The following is an 18,918-nucleotide window of genomic DNA, read 5'->3' as shown; positions in this document are numbered from 1 at the left end:
AGAGCACCGTCAGCTGGTTTCAGCTTGCTGATGGTGCGCCCTGAACATCTCCTGCCAGTCGGTCTGCTCGCTCCAGATTTGCAACCGTTCCATCGCAGAAACCAGCTGGTTCTTTTGCAGCTCCATATCTGATGCCGAGCACTTGAGCGCCGTTTCCAGCCGGTTTGCTGCCGAGCGCAGCTCCGGAACTCCGCAGTAGCGTGTTGCGCCGTGAAGTTTGTGCACACATTCCAGCAGATTTTCCAGATTGCGCTCATCCCAGAACCGTGCAATCTGGTTCAGGTCAGCAGGGAGCTGTTCCAGAAGCATGCTGAATAATTCTTCTGCCAGATCTGTCTTGCCAGCTGCCAGCTGGATGCTTTCACCGACGCTTACACAGTCTCGCTGCATTTTACGCGTGGAGGGTCTCAGTGCGCGTCTCGTGTCCCGGACTTCCGGAACCGCAGGCTGGCCAGCCTGGCGGGTACTTCGGCACTGGTAGCCTGTACACTCCTGTATGGTTTCTGCAAGCTGTCCGCTGCTGATTGGCTTGGGCAGATAACCATCGAAACCCTGCCTGGTCAGGCGCTCCTGCTCATCGGCCAGTGCGTGTGCCGTCAGGGCAATGATCGTTGTTCTGTGATTGTTATCGTCCATCTCACGAAGGCGAGAGGTTGTTTCCACGCCGTCCATGCCGGGCATCTGGAGGTCCATGAAAACGAGGTCAAAAGCCTTTTGCCGGGCTTTGCTGAGAGCCTCAAAGCCGCTTGATGCGCCTTCTACGTCTATCTGGTAATCCTGTAGCAAAGTCATGACCAGTTTCAGGTTGGCTTCGTTATCGTCTACGGCCAGTACTCTGGGTATGTTGTCGGGGGCCGGCAGCCGGACCGGATTCTCCTGGCGCGAAATACCCTGACCGGAGGTGTTAATGCCGTGCACCAGGAGGAGCAGTTCGTCATACAGCGCGTCACGGCACACCGGCTTGGACAGATGGCCGCTTGCCAACTCGGCCAGAGGAGTGTCGTGTACTTCCAGGGTTGGTGTCAGCAACAGCGTGCGGCAGTCGCGTTCAATCTCCAGCGCCCGCACCAGCTCACAGTACTGGTTTGAGTTGAGCAAGTGCCGGGTGATTCCGACGATCGCTGCCGCATAACCGGCCTGGCTTTTCTGGGCGCCCTCGATCTGTTCCTGCATGGCGCCGGGCGACGCAACACGATCAACCGTTATGCCCCACTCCCGCAAAAGATGCTCAACTGCAAGGCCGCAGGTTTTCTGGTGTTCCAGATAGATAACCCGCTCGCCCCGAAGAGCGTCCCGGGGTGCAATCGCCTCCCCACCAGAAGAAAGCTCAGGTGTCAGGGTGAACCAGAAGGTTGAGCCTTTCCCGAGTTCGCTCTGCAGGCCGATCTTGCCGCCCATCTCCTCCACCAGACGCTTGGAAATGGCGAGGCCCAGGCCGGTGCCGCCATATTGCCTGGCCGTAGAGGCGTCTGCCTGACTGAACGCGTTAAACAACGATTGCTGTTGAACCCGGGATAAACCCACACCCGAATCTGTAATGCTCAAACGAAGGGTAACCCGATTGTTTTCTTTGTCCTCATCTTCAAGGCTGGCACGCAATACCACTTCACCGGTCTGGGTAAACTTGATGGCATTGTTGACCAGATTGGTGATCACCTGTTTGACCCGCAGAGGGTCGCCCATGATGTTGTCCGGTACGTCGTTGTAAACCAGAGGCACCAGGTCCAGGTTTTTGCTGTGGGCAGCGGGTGCCAGCATAACCATGACTTCTTCGACAATATCCCTTAGCTGGAAAGGAACGCGATCCAGGATCAGCTTGCCCGCCTCAATCTTCGAGAAATCCAGAATGTCGTTGATGATCGTCAGCAGAATTTCGGAAGACTTGCGTATGGTGCTCAAATGATCCCTTTGCTGGCGTGGCAACGGGCTTTTGAGCAGTAACTCGGTAAAACCGATAATTCCGTTGAGCGGGGTCCGGATCTCATGGGACATATTCGCCAGGAATTCAGACTTTATCCGACTGGCTTCCAGGGCCTCCTTGCGCGCAAGGTCCAGTTCGATGTTCTGGATTTCAATGGTTTCCAGAGTCTCGCGCAGGTCTTCTGTTGCCTGATCAATGTTCTGCTGCATTTCTGCCTGGGCTTTGCTCAGCTCCTCTGCCATGGCGTTCAGGCCTGATTCCAGTTGCTCAAACTCCGGGCCTGCTCCGGTGTGAACCCGGGTGTCGAGTTTTCCCTCTTTCAGTTTCGCCACTGCCGCGTTCAGCTCGAACACCGGGCCGGTAAAGGCGCGACTCAGGCGCAAAGCAATCAGGAGGCTGAAAATCACACCGCCAAGAATCAGCAGCAAGGAAATCAGCAGCGCTTTGTAGGTTTCTTTCTCAGTGCGTATGTGGGACATCTCCACGGCCACCCATCCCAGAGGCGCGCGCTGCTGCGAAGCGGACTGACGGGCATCCGGGTCAATCATCGACTGGATCATCAGATCCTGAAGGAAAACCGGGGTGACGAACCGCGTGCTGGCTGTGCGGGCGATGGTGTTTGGCTGCTTGCTGGCCAGTTCTTTGCTGTCAAGATTGTCGGAACTTCCGGGGCCGGTATGCAGCAAGCGGCGGCGGTCGCCGTCAAAGAAGGTGATGGATCGCACGTCCTGCTCTTCCAGTAGTGCGTTGGAAAGGCTGCCCAGCAGACTGCGATTCGCAGTGAAAAGGCCGTATTCCGAGCCGGCCGCAAGTTGACGAGACAGCGACTCGCCGCGATCTCGCAGCAGGCTTTCAATACTGGTTACCCAGCTGTAGGTAAAAAACAGCCCCAGCATGAGGGTGGTGAGGAGGGTGGGAACCAGGGTCACCACCAGCACTGTTTTGCGAATACCCCAACGTCGCATACGAGATTCCCGAAAGATAACTTAACGCCGCCTGCTTGCTCAGGTTACGTCCTTGTAATAGTAGGCTATCCGGGCACGGATAACCTTACAATCAGTGCCGGTTGTGTGGCAGAACACACTGTTTATATAGCCTCCAGTCATGGTTTTAGCGAGAAGCTGTATTGGGCGACCGGCGCTATAAGGCGTATCATGCCAACCCAAAAGTGTACCACAGGGTTCTCATATGCATTTTCCCACAATTGAAGATTATGTCGGGCATACGCCTTTGGTTCGGTTGCAGCGCCTTCCCGGCGATACCAGCAACGTAATCCTGGCAAAGCTGGAGGGTAATAACCCCGCCGGCTCCGTAAAAGACCGGCCCGCCATAGGGATGATTCAGGAAGCCGAACGCCGTGGCGAAATCCAGCCAGGCGATACGCTGATCGAGGCAACCAGTGGCAACACCGGCATCGCTCTGGCGATGGCTGCTGCTATCAAAGGATACCGCATGGTTCTCATCATGCCTGCGAATATGAGTGAGGAGCGCCGTGCATCCATGCGGGCTTACGGTGCTGAAATCATAACGGTCAGCAGCGAAGAAGGCATGGAAGTTGCTCGGGACAAGGCGCTGCGAATGCAGGCTGAGGGCAAGGGCAAAGTGCTTGATCAGTTCAGTAACCAGGATAACCCGCTGTCGCACTACCGGACCACCGGGCCGGAAATCTGGGAACAGACTGAAGGGCGGGTAACTCACTTTGTCAGCTCCATGGGTACTACGGGGACAATTATGGGCGTTTCCCGGTACCTCAAGGAGCGCAACCCGGACATCAGCATTATTGGCCTGCAGCCAAAAGAAGGCGCGTCCATACCGGGAATCCGCCGCTGGCCGGAAGCCTATCTGCCCAGTATTTACGATGCGACCCGCGTGGACCAGGTACTCGACATCGGTCAGCAAGAGGCTGAGGAAACCATGCGCGCACTGGCGGAACGCGAGGGTATTTTTTGTGGCGTGTCATCCGGCGGCTCTATTGCAGCCGCGCTTCAACTGTCAAAACAGGTTGAGAATGCCATTATCGTGGCCATTATCTGCGACCGTGGCGACCGCTATTTATCGACAGGCGTCTTCCCCGGCGCCTGAACCTGACGACATCAAGAGAACAGATTATGAGCAAACGACGCAGGAAGGTGCTTCCTACGGAACCCGTGCGCTGTGATGTGGAAAAGCTAAGCCATGATGGTCGCGGTATCGCTCGTCAGGACGGCAAAATCCTGTTCGTGGATGGCGCCTTGCCGGGTGAAACCGTTATGGCAAAGGTCGTATCCACCCGAAGCAAATTCGATGAGTTGCGCACGCTTGAAGTGCTTGAGGCGGCACCTGACCGCCAGGTGCCGCCCTGCGAGTTTGCAGACCTTTGCGGTGGCTGCAGCCTTCAGCACATGAGCAGTGATGCACAGATCGAGTTCAAAGAAAATACATTGCGTGAGCAGTTTGCCCATTTTGGGGGCATAGAGCCTGAAGAGTGGATCGAGCCGATCCGCCCGGAAAGCACACTTGGGTATCGCCGAAAGGCGCGCATGGGTGTGCGCTATGTTAAAGCCCGAGAATCAGTACTGGTAGGTTTCCGGGAGAAACGCAACAGCTTCCTGACGGATATCGATCGTTGCGTGGTGCTGGATCCCCGCATTGGCGAGCGCATTCTTCCTTTGCGCGAGCTCCTGCACAGCATGGATGCCTATGCCCGTATTCCTCAGGTGGAAGTTGCCTGTGGTGACGATACGGCCGCGATGGTTTTCCGCAACATGGATGACCTGAGCAGTGGCGACAGGGACAAGCTGATTGGCTTCGGTCAGGCCCATGATTTGCATGTGTACCTGCAGCCCAAGGGCCCGGATACCGTTCATCGTATCTGGCCTGAATCAACAGGCAAGGATGACGAACGCCTCAGCTACCGGCTTGAAGCGTTTGATCTGACCATGAAGTTTCATCCCATGGACTTTACTCAGGTCAATGCAGGCATCAATAAGGACATGGTAAACAGGGCCGTGGAGTGGCTGGATGTGCAGCCGGATGAGCGGGTTCTGGATCTGTTTTGCGGGCTGGGAAACTTTACTTTACCCCTTGCACGTAAAGGCGCCCGGGTAGTTGGCGTGGAGGGTGATGATGCCATGGTGGTCCGAGGCCGGGAAAATGCAGAGCTGAACGGTCTCGCGAATGTATCGTTCCATGGCGCTGACCTGCACGGTGATTTTACCGGCCAGAGCTGGGCTAAAGAGGGTTTTGACAAGATTCTCATCGATCCACCGCGCTCGGGTGCTGAGGAAGTCTGCAAATACCTGACCGCCTTTAATGCCAGGCGAATCGTATATGTATCCTGTAACCCGGCTACTCTTGCCCGGGACGCAGGAGTGATGGCGCGGAACGGATACCGCCTGGTGCGCGCCGGTGTGATGGATATGTTCCCTCATACCACGCACGTCGAGTCTATCGCGCTGTTTGAGCGGGATTGACACTGAATGTCGTTGTGCGCAGCAAGGGATTGCTGTGTGAACCAGCTGGAATGACAAAGCAGATATGGTAAAAGTTCGCGAAGACTATGCAATGACCGGCGATGGCCAGGTCGATATCGAGGGCTGGGTTCAGCAGATAGCATCGCAAACCCACCTGGATGACGTGCCGCAGTTTCGCAGGGCCTGTGAGAAAGCTGCTGAAATCGATTTGCAGGCGTTCCGGGAAGACCGCCAGTGGGCCTCTGGCTCCAGCAGCTTTCGTATTGGCATTGAGATGGCTCAGGTGCTGGCGGAGCTACGCCTTGACCAGGCCAGTCTTGTAGCCGCCATCCTCTACCGCGCGGTGCGGGAAGAAAGGGTTGCCCTCGAGGCTATTCGCAAGGAGTTCGGTAGCGAGATAGCCGGGCTGATTAACGGTGTGCAGCAGATGGCGGCCATTTCTTCGATTCACCATCCGCTCAAGGGCAATGTGCTCGGGCAGAGCGAAGGCCAGCTGGACAATGTTCGCAAGATGCTGGTCACCATGATTGATGATGTCCGGGTTGCGCTGATCAAGCTTGCCGAGCGCACTTGCGCTATTCGGGGTGTCAAGAATGCGCCTGAAGAAAAGCGCATGCGGGTCGCCCGGGAAGTGTTCGATATCTATGCCCCGCTTGCCCATCGCCTGGGTATCGGCCATATCAAATGGGAGCTGGAAGACCTCTCATTCCGTTATCTGCATGAGACGGCGTATAAAAAAATTGCCAAACTTCTGGATGAAAAACGCCTCGATCGGGAAGGCTACATCCGTAATGTGATCGGCACCTTGCAGACAGAGCTCAAAGCCTCCGGTATTGAAGCCTCGCTTTCAGGTCGTGCCAAGCATATCTATAGCATCTGGCGAAAGATGCGTATAAAGGGCATTGATTTCTCACAGGTTTACGACATCAGGGCTGTGAGGATTCTGGTTCCGGAAGTGCGGGACTGTTACGCCGCCCTCGGGATCGTGCACACGCTCTGGCGTCACATACCCAATGAATTTGATGATTACGTCGCCAATCCCAAAGAGAATGGCTACCAATCGTTGCATACAGCGGTGATCGGGCCGGATGGGAAAGTAATGGAAGTCCAGATTCGCACCCATGCGATGCATGAAGATGCGGAGCTGGGTGTGTGTGCCCACTGGTTATACAAAGGCACGGACAGAAGCAATAAATCTTCGGGCTACGATGCCAAGATCAACTGGCTCCGACAGGTACTGGAATGGCAGGAAGAGCTGGGTGATCTCTCCGGGCTGGCAGACCACCTCAAATCCGATATTGTTTCGGACCGGATTTACGTTTTCACGCCTGAAGGTCATGTTGTCGACCTGCCGCAGGGCGCCACACCGGTGGATTTTGCCTATCGTGTTCATACCGAAATAGGCCATGCCTGTCGCGGCGCCAGGGTGAATAGCCGGATTGTTCCGCTGACCTACCCGCTGAGGACCGGTGAGCAGGTGTTCGTACTCACTTCCAAGAACAATCCTTCTCCGAGCCGAGACTGGCTGAACCCGAGCCTTGGTTATATTCAGACATCGCGGGCCCGGGCCAAGGTCACACACTGGTTCAAGCAACAGAATCGCGATCGCAACATAGCGGATGGCCGTGCGATTATCGAAGACGAGTTCAGGCGCCTGTCTTTGCACGATGTTGATCTGGGCGAACTGGCGGTAAAGGTCAATTACCACAGTGCTGAAGATATGTTTGCCGCTGTTGGCGCTGGCGATCTTCGCCCCGCACATGTCGCTAACCTGGCCCAGCAAATGCTGGAGCCCAAATCCGAACAGCTTGACCTCAAACTGACCGCCCAGCGGCGCAAGCCTTACGATACAGAGTCGGATATCCACATTCTGGGTGTCGGCAAGCTCAAGACCCAGGTGGCCAAATGCTGCAAACCCCTGCCGGGAGATGCTATCGGCGGATACATAACGGTCGGGCGTGGAGTAACGGTTCACCGCCAGGACTGTCTGACGTTTCTGAACCTTCAGGAATTTGAGCCCAACCGAATTATTGAAGTGAGCTGGGGAGGCCAGCAGGCATCCGTTTACCCGGTGGATATCGAAATCGAGGCGTATGACAGATCCGGCCTTCTGCGAGATATTACCCAGGTTTTGTCGACGTCCAAAAGCGATGTGCTCGCTCTCCATACCGTGACAAACCGGGATGACAACACCGCAACCATGATTGTTACTGTGGAGATTCACAGTCTGGAGCAATTGGCACGGTTACTGGCTCAGATCCGCAATCTGCCCAACATCATTGACGTCAGGCGTAAGCGCTCATGAGCTATTCTATTGAGGATCTTAAAGTACTGATGGGTCGGCTGAGAGATCCTGAGACCGGTTGCCCCTGGGATTCGAGGCAGACATTCAGAAGCATTGTGCCGCATACCCTGGAAGAGGCCCACGAAGTAGCCGATGCCATAGAACGGGAGGACTACCCGAACCTGAAAGACGAGCTGGGTGACCTGCTGTTCCAGGTGATTTTCTACTCGCAGATCGGGGCGGAAGAGGGTCACTTCAGCTTTGATGCGGTGGTCGATAATCTGGTGCGTAAGCTTGTGCGCCGTCATCCTCATGTGTTTCCAGAGGGTACCCTTGAAAGCCGCATCGACCCGGATAACCGACCAGACGAAGCCTGGATCAAAGAGAGCTGGGAGCGCATAAAAGCGGAAGAGCGTGCCCAGAAGCAGGCGGAAGATTCGTCGGCAGCAACGCCGGGCCGGCTTGATGGCATCGCTCGGGCTTTGCCAGCGATGGTGCGGGCGGAAAAACTACAGAAGCGCGCAGCGAGGCATGGTTTCGACTGGCCTGACATCGCTCCGGTTTTCGACAAGCTTCACGAGGAAATAGATGAATTGAAGGAAGCCTGGCAGGCTGCCGAATCCGGACAGGGTGATCACGACGCCGTTGAAGATGAACTGGGCGATCTGCTATTCGTATGTGTGAACCTGGCGCGTTTCATGAAGGTTAACCCTGAGCAGGCAGTAGGCCGCACAAATCACAAATTTGAGGCACGATTCCGGGCTATCGAGCAGGTTCTGGAGCGTGAAGGCCGCTCCTTTGACGAAGAAACTCTGGAAGCACTCGATGAGATCTGGCAATCCGTTAAGGGTATTGAAAAGAAAACCTGACAGCAGGAGGAAGTAGGTACAATCCGTTACCAATTTCCTGAGTTTCTACTCCTGAGCTTCGTCTACACTTGCCGTTAAGAGTGCACCTTTTCTGTGCGCTGTGTGCTTTCAACAGGATTCAGGAGTCAGGCTCGATGAAAATCAAAGATCTGGTCAGTTATTGGGACAAGCATGCAAGAGGCAGACTTACCCGGGATGCCAGTTTTATCGCTTTGTCAGACCAGCATCACCGGATGCTTGAAAAACTGTCGGTTCTCTATCCATTGAAGTCGTCGCAGGATCTCATGCGCGACCTGATCTCCTCCGCTCTTGACGAAATAGAAACCGATTTCCCCTATGTTCAGGGCACCAAGGTAGTTGCCCATGATGAGGACGGTTTTGAAATATTTGAGGACAAGGGGGTTACTCCGGAATTCGTGCGCCTGAGCCAGAAGCACATAAAGCGCCTCAAAGCCCGCCAGCTCGAATCCGTAGCGTGACCGAGCGGGCTAAGGGCTCCAGCTGACTTAACTGCTTTTACTGCTCAGTTTTTCTTTTAGTGGGCCCTGGCTGGCAAGATCATCCAGGGCTGCGGCAATCACATCATTGAGAATGTCACTTTCGCTGCGATCAGGATAAAGCTCTGCCAGCGCAGAGATTCTTGCAGCGTCTTCCAAAGGAAGCCTGAGGTTATAGTCGTGGGTTCGCTCAACAGGCTTTTGCTGTTGCTCCCACTGCTTGGGCAGATCCGTTACTTTCATGGGTACTCCTTATAGGTATGGCATTAATGTCACAGCTAGGCATCAATGGCCAATAGACTTTTCCGGCGGTTCCTTAGTATCGTTAGTTTACTTTGTCTCCGTCAATTCAAAAGGAAGTCAATGTGACTGAGCTACACCCTGATCTTCGCGAAAATGTCCGTATGTTGGGCGAGCTTCTGGGCCAGAGCATTCAGCGCCATCCTGGCCTGGATTGCTTTGATCTTATTGAGGAAATCCGGGCTGCCGCTAAATCCGATCGGCGGCAGGAAAGCGGGTCCGGCCAGCGCCTGGTTAACCTTCTCGGCAAGCTGAGCGATGATGAGCTGTTGCCTGTCACCAGGGCATTTAACCAGTTTCTTAACCTTGCGAACCTTGCAGAGCAATACCACGGTATTCGCCGTAAGCGCGACCATCAATCTGACCTTATGGTGGAGCCGGTTTCAGATGTTTTCGAGCGTTTAAAGAACAGCGGTGTCAGTCCCGAAGCACTTCATAAATGTGTGGCAGACCTGCGTGTCGAGTTTGTGCTGACAGCGCACCCCACGGAAGTGGCGCGGCGCACGCTGATTATGAAATACGATGAAATGTCGGAGTGCCTGGCCAGTCTGGATCATGACGACCTGAATACGGCCGAGCAAGAGGCAATCACAGGACGTCTGTCCCGGCTGGTGGCAGAAGCCTGGCATACAGACGAGATCCGGCATGAGCGACCCACGGCTGTTGATGAGGCTAAATGGGGCTTTGCGGTCATCGAAAACAGCCTTTGGCAGGCCTTGCCGCGATTTCTTGAGAACCTTGATGGATCGTTGCAAAAAGCGACAGGAAAGGGTTTGCCATTGCAGGCGTCACCCGTTCGCATCGCCTCCTGGATGGGCGGCGACAGGGATGGCAACCCGAACGTTACTCACCAGGTGACGCAAAAGGTATTTTTGCTCGGACGCTGGATGGCGGCGGATCTTTTTCTCCGTGATATCCAGGCATTACGGGCCGAGCTTTCCATGTGGCAGGCAAGTGATGAACTGCGTGGCTTGGCAGGTGATTCCCGGGAGCCATACCGCTTTGTGCTGGCTGAACTCCGTGAGCGCCTGCTCAAAACCCGGGATTGGGCAGAGGCCCGTGTCAGTGGCGAGCCTGCAGATACCGGCGGTATCCTGTTCGAGAATCAGGATCTGACGGCACCGCTGGAGCTTTGCTATCGCTCACTGGTTGAGTGTGGGCTGGAACATATTGCCAAAGGCGCACTGCTGGATACCATTCGCCGGGCTCATACATTCGGGCTTCCGCTGATTCGTCTGGATATCCGGCAAGAGGCCACCCGGCACGCCGAAGCCGTGGCCGAGATGGTGGAGTATCTTGGTCTGGGCAACTATATGTCCTGGACTGAGAAAGAACGCCAGGCATTCCTGATACAGGAGCTTCAGGGGCGTCGTCCGCTTGTCCCCCGGAACTGGGAGGCTTCTGAACCGGTGCGCGAGGTGCTGGACACCTGTGAGGTGGTTGCACAGCAAACGCCGGAGGCGCTGGGTTCCTATGTCATTTCCATGGCCAGCAAACCCTCCGATGTGCTCAGCGTTATCCTGCTGCTCCGTGAGTCAGGCATGAAATTCCCCATGCGGGTGGTTCCTCTGTTCGAGACGCTGGACGACCTGCGCGGAGCACCCGACAGTATGGCGGCGCTGTATGAGGTCGAGTGGTATCGGGATTACTGTCAGGGCCGGCAGGAAGTCATGATTGGCTATTCGGATTCGTCCAAGGATGCCGGTCAGCTTATGGCGGCCTGGGCTCAGTATCAGGCGCAGGAAAAACTCACCCGGGTAGCAAGCCAGTACGGTGTTCACCTGACGCTGTTTCACGGCCGCGGGGGGACGGTTGGCCGGGGCGGCGGTCCTGCGAATCGTGCGATTCTGTCTCAGCCTCCCGGTTCGGTGAACGGCAGTTTCCGGATTACCGAGCAAGGTGAAATGATTCGCTTCAAATTTGGCTTGCCCCAGCTGGCTGTGCAAAGCCTGACGCTTTACACCACAGCGGTGATTGAAGCGACTCTGGCACCACCGCCTGAGCCTGAAGACAAGTGGCGCGAGACCATGGACTGGCTGACTGAACGCTCGCTGAAGGCCTATCGCGAAGTGGTCAGGGAGAATCCGGATTTCGTACCTTACTTCCGCCAGGTGACCCCTGAGCAGGCGCTGGGAAAGCTGGCCCTCGGCAGCCGGCCTGCGCGCCGTAAAGCTTCGGGTGGTGTCGAGAGCCTGCGGGCAATTCCCTGGATATTTGCCTGGACTCAGATGCGCTTGATGCTGCCCAGCTGGCTGGGTAGTGATGTGGCGCTTGAAGATGCGGCCAGAGAAGGGCGGTTGCCCATGTTGCGCGAGATGATGCAGGGTTGGCCATTTTTCCGCACTTATGTAGATATGCTCGAAATGGTTTTGGCCAAGGCCGACCTGCGTATCGCCGGTTATTATGAAAAAACCCTGTTGGACGACGATAAGTTGAGAGAGCTAGGCGCCAGTTTGGGGAAGCGGCTCGAAGGTTGTGTTCAGCGCCTTCTGGAACTCAAGGAGCAGAACGAGCTGCTGGAGGATGAGCCGGTGTTTGCCCATTCTATGCGTGTGCGCAACCCTTACACAGACCCCTTGCATTATCTTCAGGCCGAGTTGCTGAGGCGTGATCGTGAGAGCGAAGGCAAAGGTGAAGTCCCGGAGCTGGTAGAACGCGCACTTAAGGTTACAATGGCGGGAATTGCTGCCGGTATGCGTAACACCGGTTAACAGAACCGGGAACGGATGAGGGGCACGCAGAGCCCCTGCCATGGACAACAGGAGTATTGGTGTGGCTCTCGCAGTGCGACTGCAGCGGTTTTTTGATCAACAGGGCATAGCCTACAAAGAGCGATCTATTGATCCGGCCTCCAGCCTGGATGCGGCGGTGTCCGCTTTGGGGCAAGCGCGTGAGGATTTTATCAAGGCAACGCTGTTGATTGATATCAGCGGCATTGTGATGGTGGTCCACAGTTACGACAGCGCGCTGGATGCAGATGCCCTTCGGCAAATGACTGGCCGCCACCTGCAGCCACTCACGGTACAGCAGACCATGAGGCTGTTCAGTGACTGCGATCCTGGATTCACGCCACCAATTGGTAACGCCTACGATCTGCCCGTGTTGCTGGACGAAGGTATCGATCGGTTTGAGCGGGTTTTGTTTTCCAGTGGCACAGATCATTCTCTGGTTGAGCTGGACGGCCGCTCGTTGCGTCTTGCAATGTCGGGCTCGCGGGAGGGGCATCTGGCGATCCGTGGCCCTGGCAATGAGGGTGCCAGGGACGCACTGACGTTGGCAGAAGTGGCCAGCAAACTGAAAAAACTGTACCGATTACCGCCCATGCCCGCTCTGGCACTGCGCATTCTGCGACTGACTTCAAATACCGAAGCAACGGCCCGGGAGCTGGCGGAACTCATAGAGTTTGATCCAAGCCTGACTGCGCAGGTCATGCGTTATGCGCGTTCAGCTCTGTTCCACTATCCAGGCCAGATAAACTCCGTTCAGGATGCGGTAACCCGGGTTCTGGGGTTTGACCGCGTGGCGCACATCGCGATGGGTATTGCTTCTGTTCGGGCGTTCGACGTGCCCAGGTCAGGTATCCTCGGCATGGATAGTTTCTGGCGCCACTCACTTTACTGCGCATTCCTGTGTCAGACTATGGCGCCCAGCTGTGGTGCCGATAAAGGCCTTGCATACTTATGTGGTCTGTTGCATAACTTTGGTTTGCTGCTGGTGGGGCACCTGTTTCCTGTTGAGTTCAAAGAGCTCAACCGGCTACGCGAAGCTAACCCAGAAACCAGTATGCAGTCGCTTGAACAACAGGTATTCGGGCAGGGTGGTGAGCAGGAAATCATTGCCGTCGGGCACGGTGCTATCGGTGGTATTCTGCACCGGTTATGGGAGCTGCCTGATCCGGTGGTCAAAGCAGCCGGTGTCCATCAGCACCCGGGTTATCAGGGCGAGCATGAAAATTATGTGATGATGGTCCAACTCGCCAATGCGCTGTTAAAGGATCGGGGTATAGGTGATGAATTTAACCCTGATGATATTCCCGCACTGCTGCAAGGGTTAGGGTTGGAGTCCTCAGTCGTCAGTGATCTGATGGCGCAGATTGATCAGGTTGCCCCTGAACTGGACGCTCTTGCGTCGTCGCTGACCGCCTGACAGCGATCTGCCCGGCCTCTGAAGCATGTCCGTTTGCGGGAGATGATACGGAGGTCGACTTTCTCTGAAGAGCGTGACTTCGTATAATGCGCGATCATCGAATCCGGCTGACACCTTATTCCGGACAGAGAGGTTGTCGCAAAAACACAGATTTTTGCCACAACTTTTCAAACTATAATGACGAAAACGGGAGCACAGCGTTATGCGAATCATCATGTTAGGCGCACCAGGCGCGGGGAAGGGGACTCAGGCCCAGTTCATAACTGAACGCTTTGGCATTCCCCAGATATCCACCGGTGACATGCTTCGAGCTGCAGTCAAGGCTGAATCCGACCTTGGGAAGCAGGTCAAGGAAGTTATGGCAACTGGCGGTCTGGTGTCCGATGACATAATCATCGCGCTGATTGAAGAGCGGGTTCAGCAGCCTGATTGTGAAAATGGCTATTTGCTGGATGGCTTCCCCCGCACTATTCCCCAGGCCGAAGCCCTGAAAAACCAGGGTATTGTTATCGACTATGTTGTCGAGATTGCGGTTGATGACGAAGAGATTGTCAGCAGACTTTCTGGTCGTCGCGTGCACGAGGGTAGCGGTCGTATCTATCATGTCAAATACGATCCGCCGAAAGTGGAAGGCAAGGATGACGAAACCGGCGAGCCCCTGATGCAGCGTCCGGACGACAAGGAAGAGACCATCCGCAAGCGCCTGAAAATTTACCACGACCAGACGGCACCTTTGATTGGCTATTATCAGGATCTGGCAGAAACGCAGCCGGAACTTGCGCCTGAGTACGTGAGCGTAAAAGGTGTTGGCAGCCTGGACAGCATTCGCGATCAGATTCTTGCCAAACTTAAATAATTCAATGACGTTCCGCCGAGGCAGCGCCCGCTTGTGAAACTTTTGGCACTGGATACCTCCTCAGAGGGCTGCTCCGCAGCCCTTTTTGTTGATGGTGAGGTTTTCGAGAAATTTGAGATCGCTCCCAGAGGGCATACCCGCCTGTTGATGCCGATGATTCGCGGATTACTGGCGGAGCAAGGGCTGAAACCGGCAGATCTTGATGCCCTGGCGTTTGCTTGTGGGCCGGGTTCCTTTACCGGAGTTCGTATTGCCACAGGCGTGATTCAGGGGCTGGCGTGGGGGCTTGATCTCCCGGTGGTGCCTGTCTCTTCTCTGGAGGCGGTTGCTCTGGGTGCCATCGAAGCCTTGCAGGTAGGCGAGGGCGAGGGTGTTGCTGTCGCGTTTGATGCCCGCATGAGCGAGCTTTATTGGGGTTGTTTCCGCAACCGCTCGGGCCTGCCGGAGTTGCTGGGCGAAGAGCGTGTTTGTTCGCCGTCCAGGGTTGCCCTGGAAGCCGGCGTTGCAAACTGGGTTGGCGCCAGCCAGGGTTGGGCATTTCGTGACGGTATGCCCGACGACATATCAGAACGAATCAATTCCGTAGATGAAGCTCTTGTTCCCCGGGCAAGCTGGGTTGCACGTCTGGCTGCTGTAAAGTTCAGCCAGGGTTTGGCTGTGCCGGCAGATCGAGCGCAACCGGTCTACATCCGGGATGAAGTTACCTGGAAGAAGCTGCCGGGCCGCGAGTAAGTCTTTTAATCGGCGCAGACTTCTTCCATACTCAGGCCAACATAGAATACTTTCCCCGAGCGAGCGGTACCCTGACGATGATTGGTGGTATTAATCCAGGCAGTACACTTTCCTATCAGTCGGGCACCAATAGCCCCGTTCGTGAACGCAGTGATGCTGCCCGTTCACCCGCTTCTGCTCCCGAGAAAACAACCGAAACCGCCCGCCGTGATCTTGCAGATAGTCCGAGTGTGCCGGCGGCTGAGCGAAACGCCAGTGACAACCCCGAACGCCGTGTAGAGGCTCGCCGCGCGGCTGAGGATGTGCGTCTGGAGCGTTTTCGGGCAGACGAGGTTCCGCTCCCCGCGGCACGGGCATTATCTACTTTTGCCAGCGTTGCAGCAGCGGGACAGGAATCTGGTGGCACAGCGCTCGCCGGGATTGATATTCTGGTCTGATGTCTCGCGCCAAAGCTCCGAAAGCCTCCTCCACAGCTGAAACCATTCCATTGGCAATTGCCAGAAGTTCGCTGGGTGATGAGCGCCAGGCTCTGGCTCTCAGTACTGATCTTTCCTTGCCCTACCTGGGCGTTGCTTGCCCTAAAGACACATTGCATGTGAATGCGTTGTTGTTTCTGGATGAAAATGGGCTGTGTCTTCAGGTTGCCGGAAAAAATGCGCCTGGCCCGGTAAGGGCAGAGTTTGTTACCGGTAAAATGGGTTACCGCCGGGAGCATGGTGGAGGCTCCGGCCAGCTCGTAGCGCGTGCGGTCGGCTTGCAGAAAGCAAAGGCGGGTCTGCATGTTCTGGATGCTACAGCAGGCCTGGGTCAGGACGCGTTTGTACTTGCCAGCCTGGGATGCAGAGTGAGCCTTTTCGAGCGCAATCCGGTAATTCATGCGCTGCTGGCAGACGGGCTGGCGCGGGCAGCGTTGAGTGTGGATTGTGCTCCGATTATCGCCCGGATGACGCTACAGTCCGGAAGCAGTATTGATTGGCTGCGCAATGTTGCGACTGGCAACGATGATGACGAGAACTCCGTTCAAGGCGCTGCAGCTGATGTGATTTATCTGGACCCCATGTTTCCCCATAGAGAAAAGTCGGCGTTGGTAAAGAAGGAAATGCAGGTGTTCCGAACGGTCGTAGGGGATGATGACGATTCAGAAGCACTGCTGGAGGCTGCATTGGCTGCAGCCAGATACAGGGTTGTGGTGAAGCGCCCTCGCAAGGCCCCGGCAATCAGCACAGCTGAACCAGGTACCCGGATAGAAGGCAAAAGCAGCCGCTACGACATCTACCCCATCCGTGCTTTACCACGTTAGGCGCATGATCGCCGGGCTTTTGTGTCCGCCTCAGGCGCCCAGCATGGTCACTTGCTGAATGGCTTGGCGTTTCTCGACACTCAGTACGAGCCGCGCATCATCAGCTACCTCATCCAGCCCCTCGCCATAACAAAGCAGCCCGTTGTCATCGGTGGTGATGACGCCATCCTTCTGCATGTTGGCGATAAAATTCCGGAACAGGGTCTTGTCGAAAAACTCAGGCGCATTGAGACCGAACAGTATGGACATGCGCTCCGCCAGCAATGTGCTCTGCTCTTCAAGCTCGGCCGCAGTAATCTTGCCGGAGCCATACTTGCGCAGTATGCCCAGAGCGATGTGGTAACGCTCTACTGTCTGGATAATGAATCTTGAGAGCACTTTCAGGCGCAGCATGGCTTCGGTGCCTTCTTCCGGGTGCGCGATCCGATCGTTGTCCAGAGCTACCAGCAAGCCCTGTTCTACCAACACATCAATCCACTGGTTGATCACCGCTTTCGCTTCGTCGGGCTGATACTTCAGGAACAGTTCCGACTGCACGTAGGGGTAGGCGACGCTTGCCAGGTAAACGATCTTGTCTCGAGCCAGTGAACTTTTGTTTTCAAACAGGCTGGCCACCAGCGAGGGCAATGCAAAGAGGTGCTGGATGTTGTTCCGGTAGTAAGTCATCAGAATGGCATTACTGCCTTCCAGCCCGATGATGTCGCCAAGTTTCTGGGGTTGACGCGAGACCAATCCCATTGACTCGCAGTAGGCAACCCAGTCTTTGCCGGTACCTTCAGGAAGGGTGACGGTTTTGGCGTAAGGGAAGGCTTTCAGGAGCTCCGCATACTGATCCGCGAGGCGGATTAACTGGCCCTCGTCCATTGCAAGCCTTTCGGCACCAAGCAGCACGGTTGCAATCATGCCAATGGGGTTGACGGAAACCGCTGCGTTGATATTGGAGGCGACTCTGACAGACAGCTCCGCGACAGCCCTGGTAAGCCAGGCAGGGCGGTATTCGGAGTCGTAGGCCTCGTCCCGCCAGCTGTCGTGAACCTCGTCCAGAACGTCAGAAAGATGTATGGCTTCGCCAAAGTTAACCGCTACCCGGCCAAAGGAGTTGCCGAGTTTTCGCGCAGTTTTGGCAAGGCCCAGTACGCTCTCTTTCTGTTTTTTCTTGCCTCTGAGTTCCCCGAGGTAAGAGCGACCTTCCATGACTTTCTCGTACCCGATGTACACCGGTACAAACACGATTGGCTTGCGATGGTCGCGCAGAAAACTGCGGACCGTCATGGAAAGCATGCCCGGCCGTGGCTGCAACATCCGGCCGGTACGACTACGGCCGCCTTCTACAAAATACTCAACGGAATAACCGCGAGTGAGCATGACATGCATGTATTCATTGAACACCGTTGAGTACAGGGGGTTGTCGCGGAAGCTTCGGCGCATGAAAAAAGCCCCGCCCCGGCGCAGAATCGGTCCCACAACCGGCATGTTGAGGTTGATTCCAGCAGCGATGTGCGGGGGCATCAGGCCGTTTTTGTAAAGCACGTAAGACAGCAGAAGGTAATCAATGTGAGAGCGGTGGCACGGAACATAGACAACGGCGTTGTTCTGGGCGCTTTCTGTCACTACGCGTATGTTATTAACCGACACACCGTTGTAGATGCGGTTCCACAGCCAGGCAAGAAGTACATCAAAAACACGGATGGTAACCACAGACATATTAGCGGCGATTTCATCGGCATATTTGAACGCCCGGGCACGAACCTTGGCCGGTGCAATGTCCTCGTCAGCTGCTGTTGCCCGAATAGCTTCTTTGACCGCCTGAGTTCTTAGCAAGCCTTCTACCAGCGTTCTCCGGTGAGACAGGTCTGGGCCAAGAACGGCTTGGCGCACTTTGCGAAAGTGGGTGCGCAGAATACGTGCAAGTTTGCGGTTGGCGCGTTCTTCGCTGTGACGGTACTCATTGATAACCTGCTTGAGAGACAGCGGCTGATTGAATTGCACATAGGTGTTGCGGCCGTGCACAAGAATAATAAGAAATTTCTGCAGCCGGCCGGCGACAGACCAGGTATCGGAGAGCAGAAGTTTTACTAACGACTTTTCTTTGTCGGGAGAGCGGCCCCAGAACAGGGATACCGGAATAATCTGTACATCCTGCTCAGGGTTCTCAAGGCCGTAGCGAACCAGAGCCTGGAATTCGGCAGTCGGAGTGGGGGTCTGGCGCCTGTGAAACAGACCACCAACTCGGCGATAGAGGAAAAAAAACGAATGTGAAGGCCCATTCTTTACCGGCAGCGATGTGGTCGCACCCGGTAATCTGGCCCGAATCACTTCCTGTTCAAGCACCAGCCTGCTCGAAAGTGAACTGTACTGCAGCACGTAACAAACCGGTTTTTCGGGCGAAAGCCCCAAAGCATCGACGCTGTTTCCGCTGACATCTGTCCGGACCCATAAAAACAGTATTTTCCGGAAAAAGGTCAGAATCAGGCTTCGAATACCCTGGTAAAGACGCATAAAATGTCGCTCCGATGGAAAACAGGCGCCAAGTTTACTTGGTTGCGAACGGGCCGGAAAGT

General features: G+C 55.5%; 14 protein-coding genes. 11 read left to right on the top strand and 3 right to left on the bottom strand.

Annotated elements, in window-relative coordinates:
* Nucleotides 1-9 precede the first annotated feature (9 nt).
* On the bottom strand, nucleotides 10-2,886 hold the full coding sequence (locus ACN0RL_RS12185) for an ATP-binding protein (protein WP_417517109.1): 2,877 nt from the start codon (nucleotides 2,884-2,886) through the stop codon (nucleotides 10-12).
* 223 nt (nucleotides 2,887-3,109) lie between these two features.
* Between ACN0RL_RS12185 and cysM the strand changes: the two genes are divergently transcribed.
* The 5 genes from cysM to ACN0RL_RS12160 all read left to right on the top strand — a co-directional run bounded on the left by cysM (nucleotide 3,110) and on the right by ACN0RL_RS12160 (nucleotide 9,005).
* Nucleotides 3,110-4,003 carry a cysteine synthase CysM gene (gene cysM / locus ACN0RL_RS12180; protein ID WP_417517107.1) on the top strand — a complete coding sequence of 298 codons (894 nt, stop codon included), beginning with the start codon at nucleotides 3,110-3,112 and terminating at the stop codon, nucleotides 4,001-4,003.
* A gap of 26 nt (nucleotides 4,004-4,029) precedes the next feature.
* Entirely contained in the window at nucleotides 4,030-5,373 is a 1,344-nt protein-coding gene (rlmD, locus tag ACN0RL_RS12175) for a 23S rRNA (uracil(1939)-C(5))-methyltransferase RlmD (RefSeq protein WP_417517105.1), read from the top strand.
* 64 nt (nucleotides 5,374-5,437) lie between these two features.
* The gene (gene relA, locus ACN0RL_RS12170; RefSeq protein ID WP_417517103.1) at nucleotides 5,438-7,678 is read left to right on the top strand and encodes a GTP diphosphokinase; all 2,241 of its coding nucleotides are present in this window, start codon (nucleotides 5,438-5,440) and stop codon (nucleotides 7,676-7,678) included.
* Nucleotides 7,675-8,526, top strand: a complete 852-nt coding sequence (mazG, locus tag ACN0RL_RS12165; protein WP_417517101.1) for a nucleoside triphosphate pyrophosphohydrolase — start codon at nucleotides 7,675-7,677, stop codon at nucleotides 8,524-8,526. The genes relA and mazG overlap by 4 nt, the downstream gene beginning before the upstream one ends.
* 134 nt (nucleotides 8,527-8,660) lie before the next feature.
* The gene (locus tag ACN0RL_RS12160; RefSeq protein ID WP_417517099.1) at nucleotides 8,661-9,005 is read left to right on the top strand and encodes a pilin assembly protein; all 345 of its coding nucleotides are present in this window, start codon (nucleotides 8,661-8,663) and stop codon (nucleotides 9,003-9,005) included.
* Between the two features lie 27 nt (nucleotides 9,006-9,032).
* On the opposite strand, the gene ACN0RL_RS12155 is transcribed toward ACN0RL_RS12160, so the two are convergent.
* The gene (locus ACN0RL_RS12155) at nucleotides 9,033-9,266 is read right to left on the bottom strand and encodes a hypothetical protein (RefSeq protein WP_417517097.1); all 234 of its coding nucleotides are present in this window, start codon (nucleotides 9,264-9,266) and stop codon (nucleotides 9,033-9,035) included.
* 122 nt (nucleotides 9,267-9,388) lie between these two features.
* On the opposite strand from ACN0RL_RS12155, the gene ppc reads away from it, so the two are divergent.
* The 6 genes from ppc (at nucleotide 9,389) to ACN0RL_RS12125 (ending at nucleotide 16,357) form a co-directional block, all read left to right on the top strand.
* Nucleotides 9,389-12,034 (top strand): phosphoenolpyruvate carboxylase, encoded by a 2,646-nt coding sequence (gene ppc / locus ACN0RL_RS12150; protein ID WP_417517095.1) that lies wholly within the window; start codon nucleotides 9,389-9,391, stop codon nucleotides 12,032-12,034.
* Between the two features lie 61 nt (nucleotides 12,035-12,095).
* Nucleotides 12,096-13,469 (top strand): HDOD domain-containing protein, encoded by a 1,374-nt coding sequence (locus tag ACN0RL_RS12145; RefSeq protein ID WP_417517165.1) that lies wholly within the window; start codon nucleotides 12,096-12,098, stop codon nucleotides 13,467-13,469.
* A gap of 202 nt (nucleotides 13,470-13,671) precedes the next feature.
* Complete coding sequence (gene adk, locus ACN0RL_RS12140; RefSeq protein ID WP_417517093.1) at nucleotides 13,672-14,325, top strand: adenylate kinase; 654 nt, start codon at nucleotides 13,672-13,674, stop codon at nucleotides 14,323-14,325.
* Nucleotides 14,326-14,358: 33 nt separating this feature from the next.
* Nucleotides 14,359-15,057, top strand: coding sequence for a tRNA (adenosine(37)-N6)-threonylcarbamoyltransferase complex dimerization subunit type 1 TsaB (tsaB, locus tag ACN0RL_RS12135; RefSeq protein WP_417517091.1), 699 nt, complete (start codon nucleotides 14,359-14,361; stop codon nucleotides 15,055-15,057).
* 77 nt (nucleotides 15,058-15,134) lie between these two features.
* Nucleotides 15,135-15,494, top strand: a complete 360-nt coding sequence (locus ACN0RL_RS12130) for a UDP pyrophosphate phosphatase (RefSeq protein ID WP_417517089.1) — start codon at nucleotides 15,135-15,137, stop codon at nucleotides 15,492-15,494.
* On the top strand, nucleotides 15,494-16,357 hold the full coding sequence (locus ACN0RL_RS12125) for a class I SAM-dependent methyltransferase (protein WP_417517087.1): 864 nt from the start codon (nucleotides 15,494-15,496) through the stop codon (nucleotides 16,355-16,357). Before ACN0RL_RS12130 ends, ACN0RL_RS12125 begins: the two co-directional genes overlap by 1 nt.
* Nucleotides 16,358-16,387: 30 nt before the next feature.
* Here ACN0RL_RS12125 and plsB read toward each other — a convergent pair whose 3' ends face one another.
* Nucleotides 16,388-18,856 (bottom strand): glycerol-3-phosphate 1-O-acyltransferase PlsB, encoded by a 2,469-nt coding sequence (gene plsB, locus ACN0RL_RS12120; protein ID WP_417517085.1) that lies wholly within the window; start codon nucleotides 18,854-18,856, stop codon nucleotides 16,388-16,390.
* Nucleotides 18,857-18,918 lie beyond the last annotated feature (62 nt).

The organism is Marinobacter sp., assembly GCF_048259445.1.
Classification (GTDB): domain Bacteria; phylum Pseudomonadota; class Gammaproteobacteria; order Pseudomonadales; family Oleiphilaceae; genus Marinobacter.
Note: the sequence above shows the minus strand (reverse complement) of the source record. Positions and strands in the feature narration are given on the sequence as shown.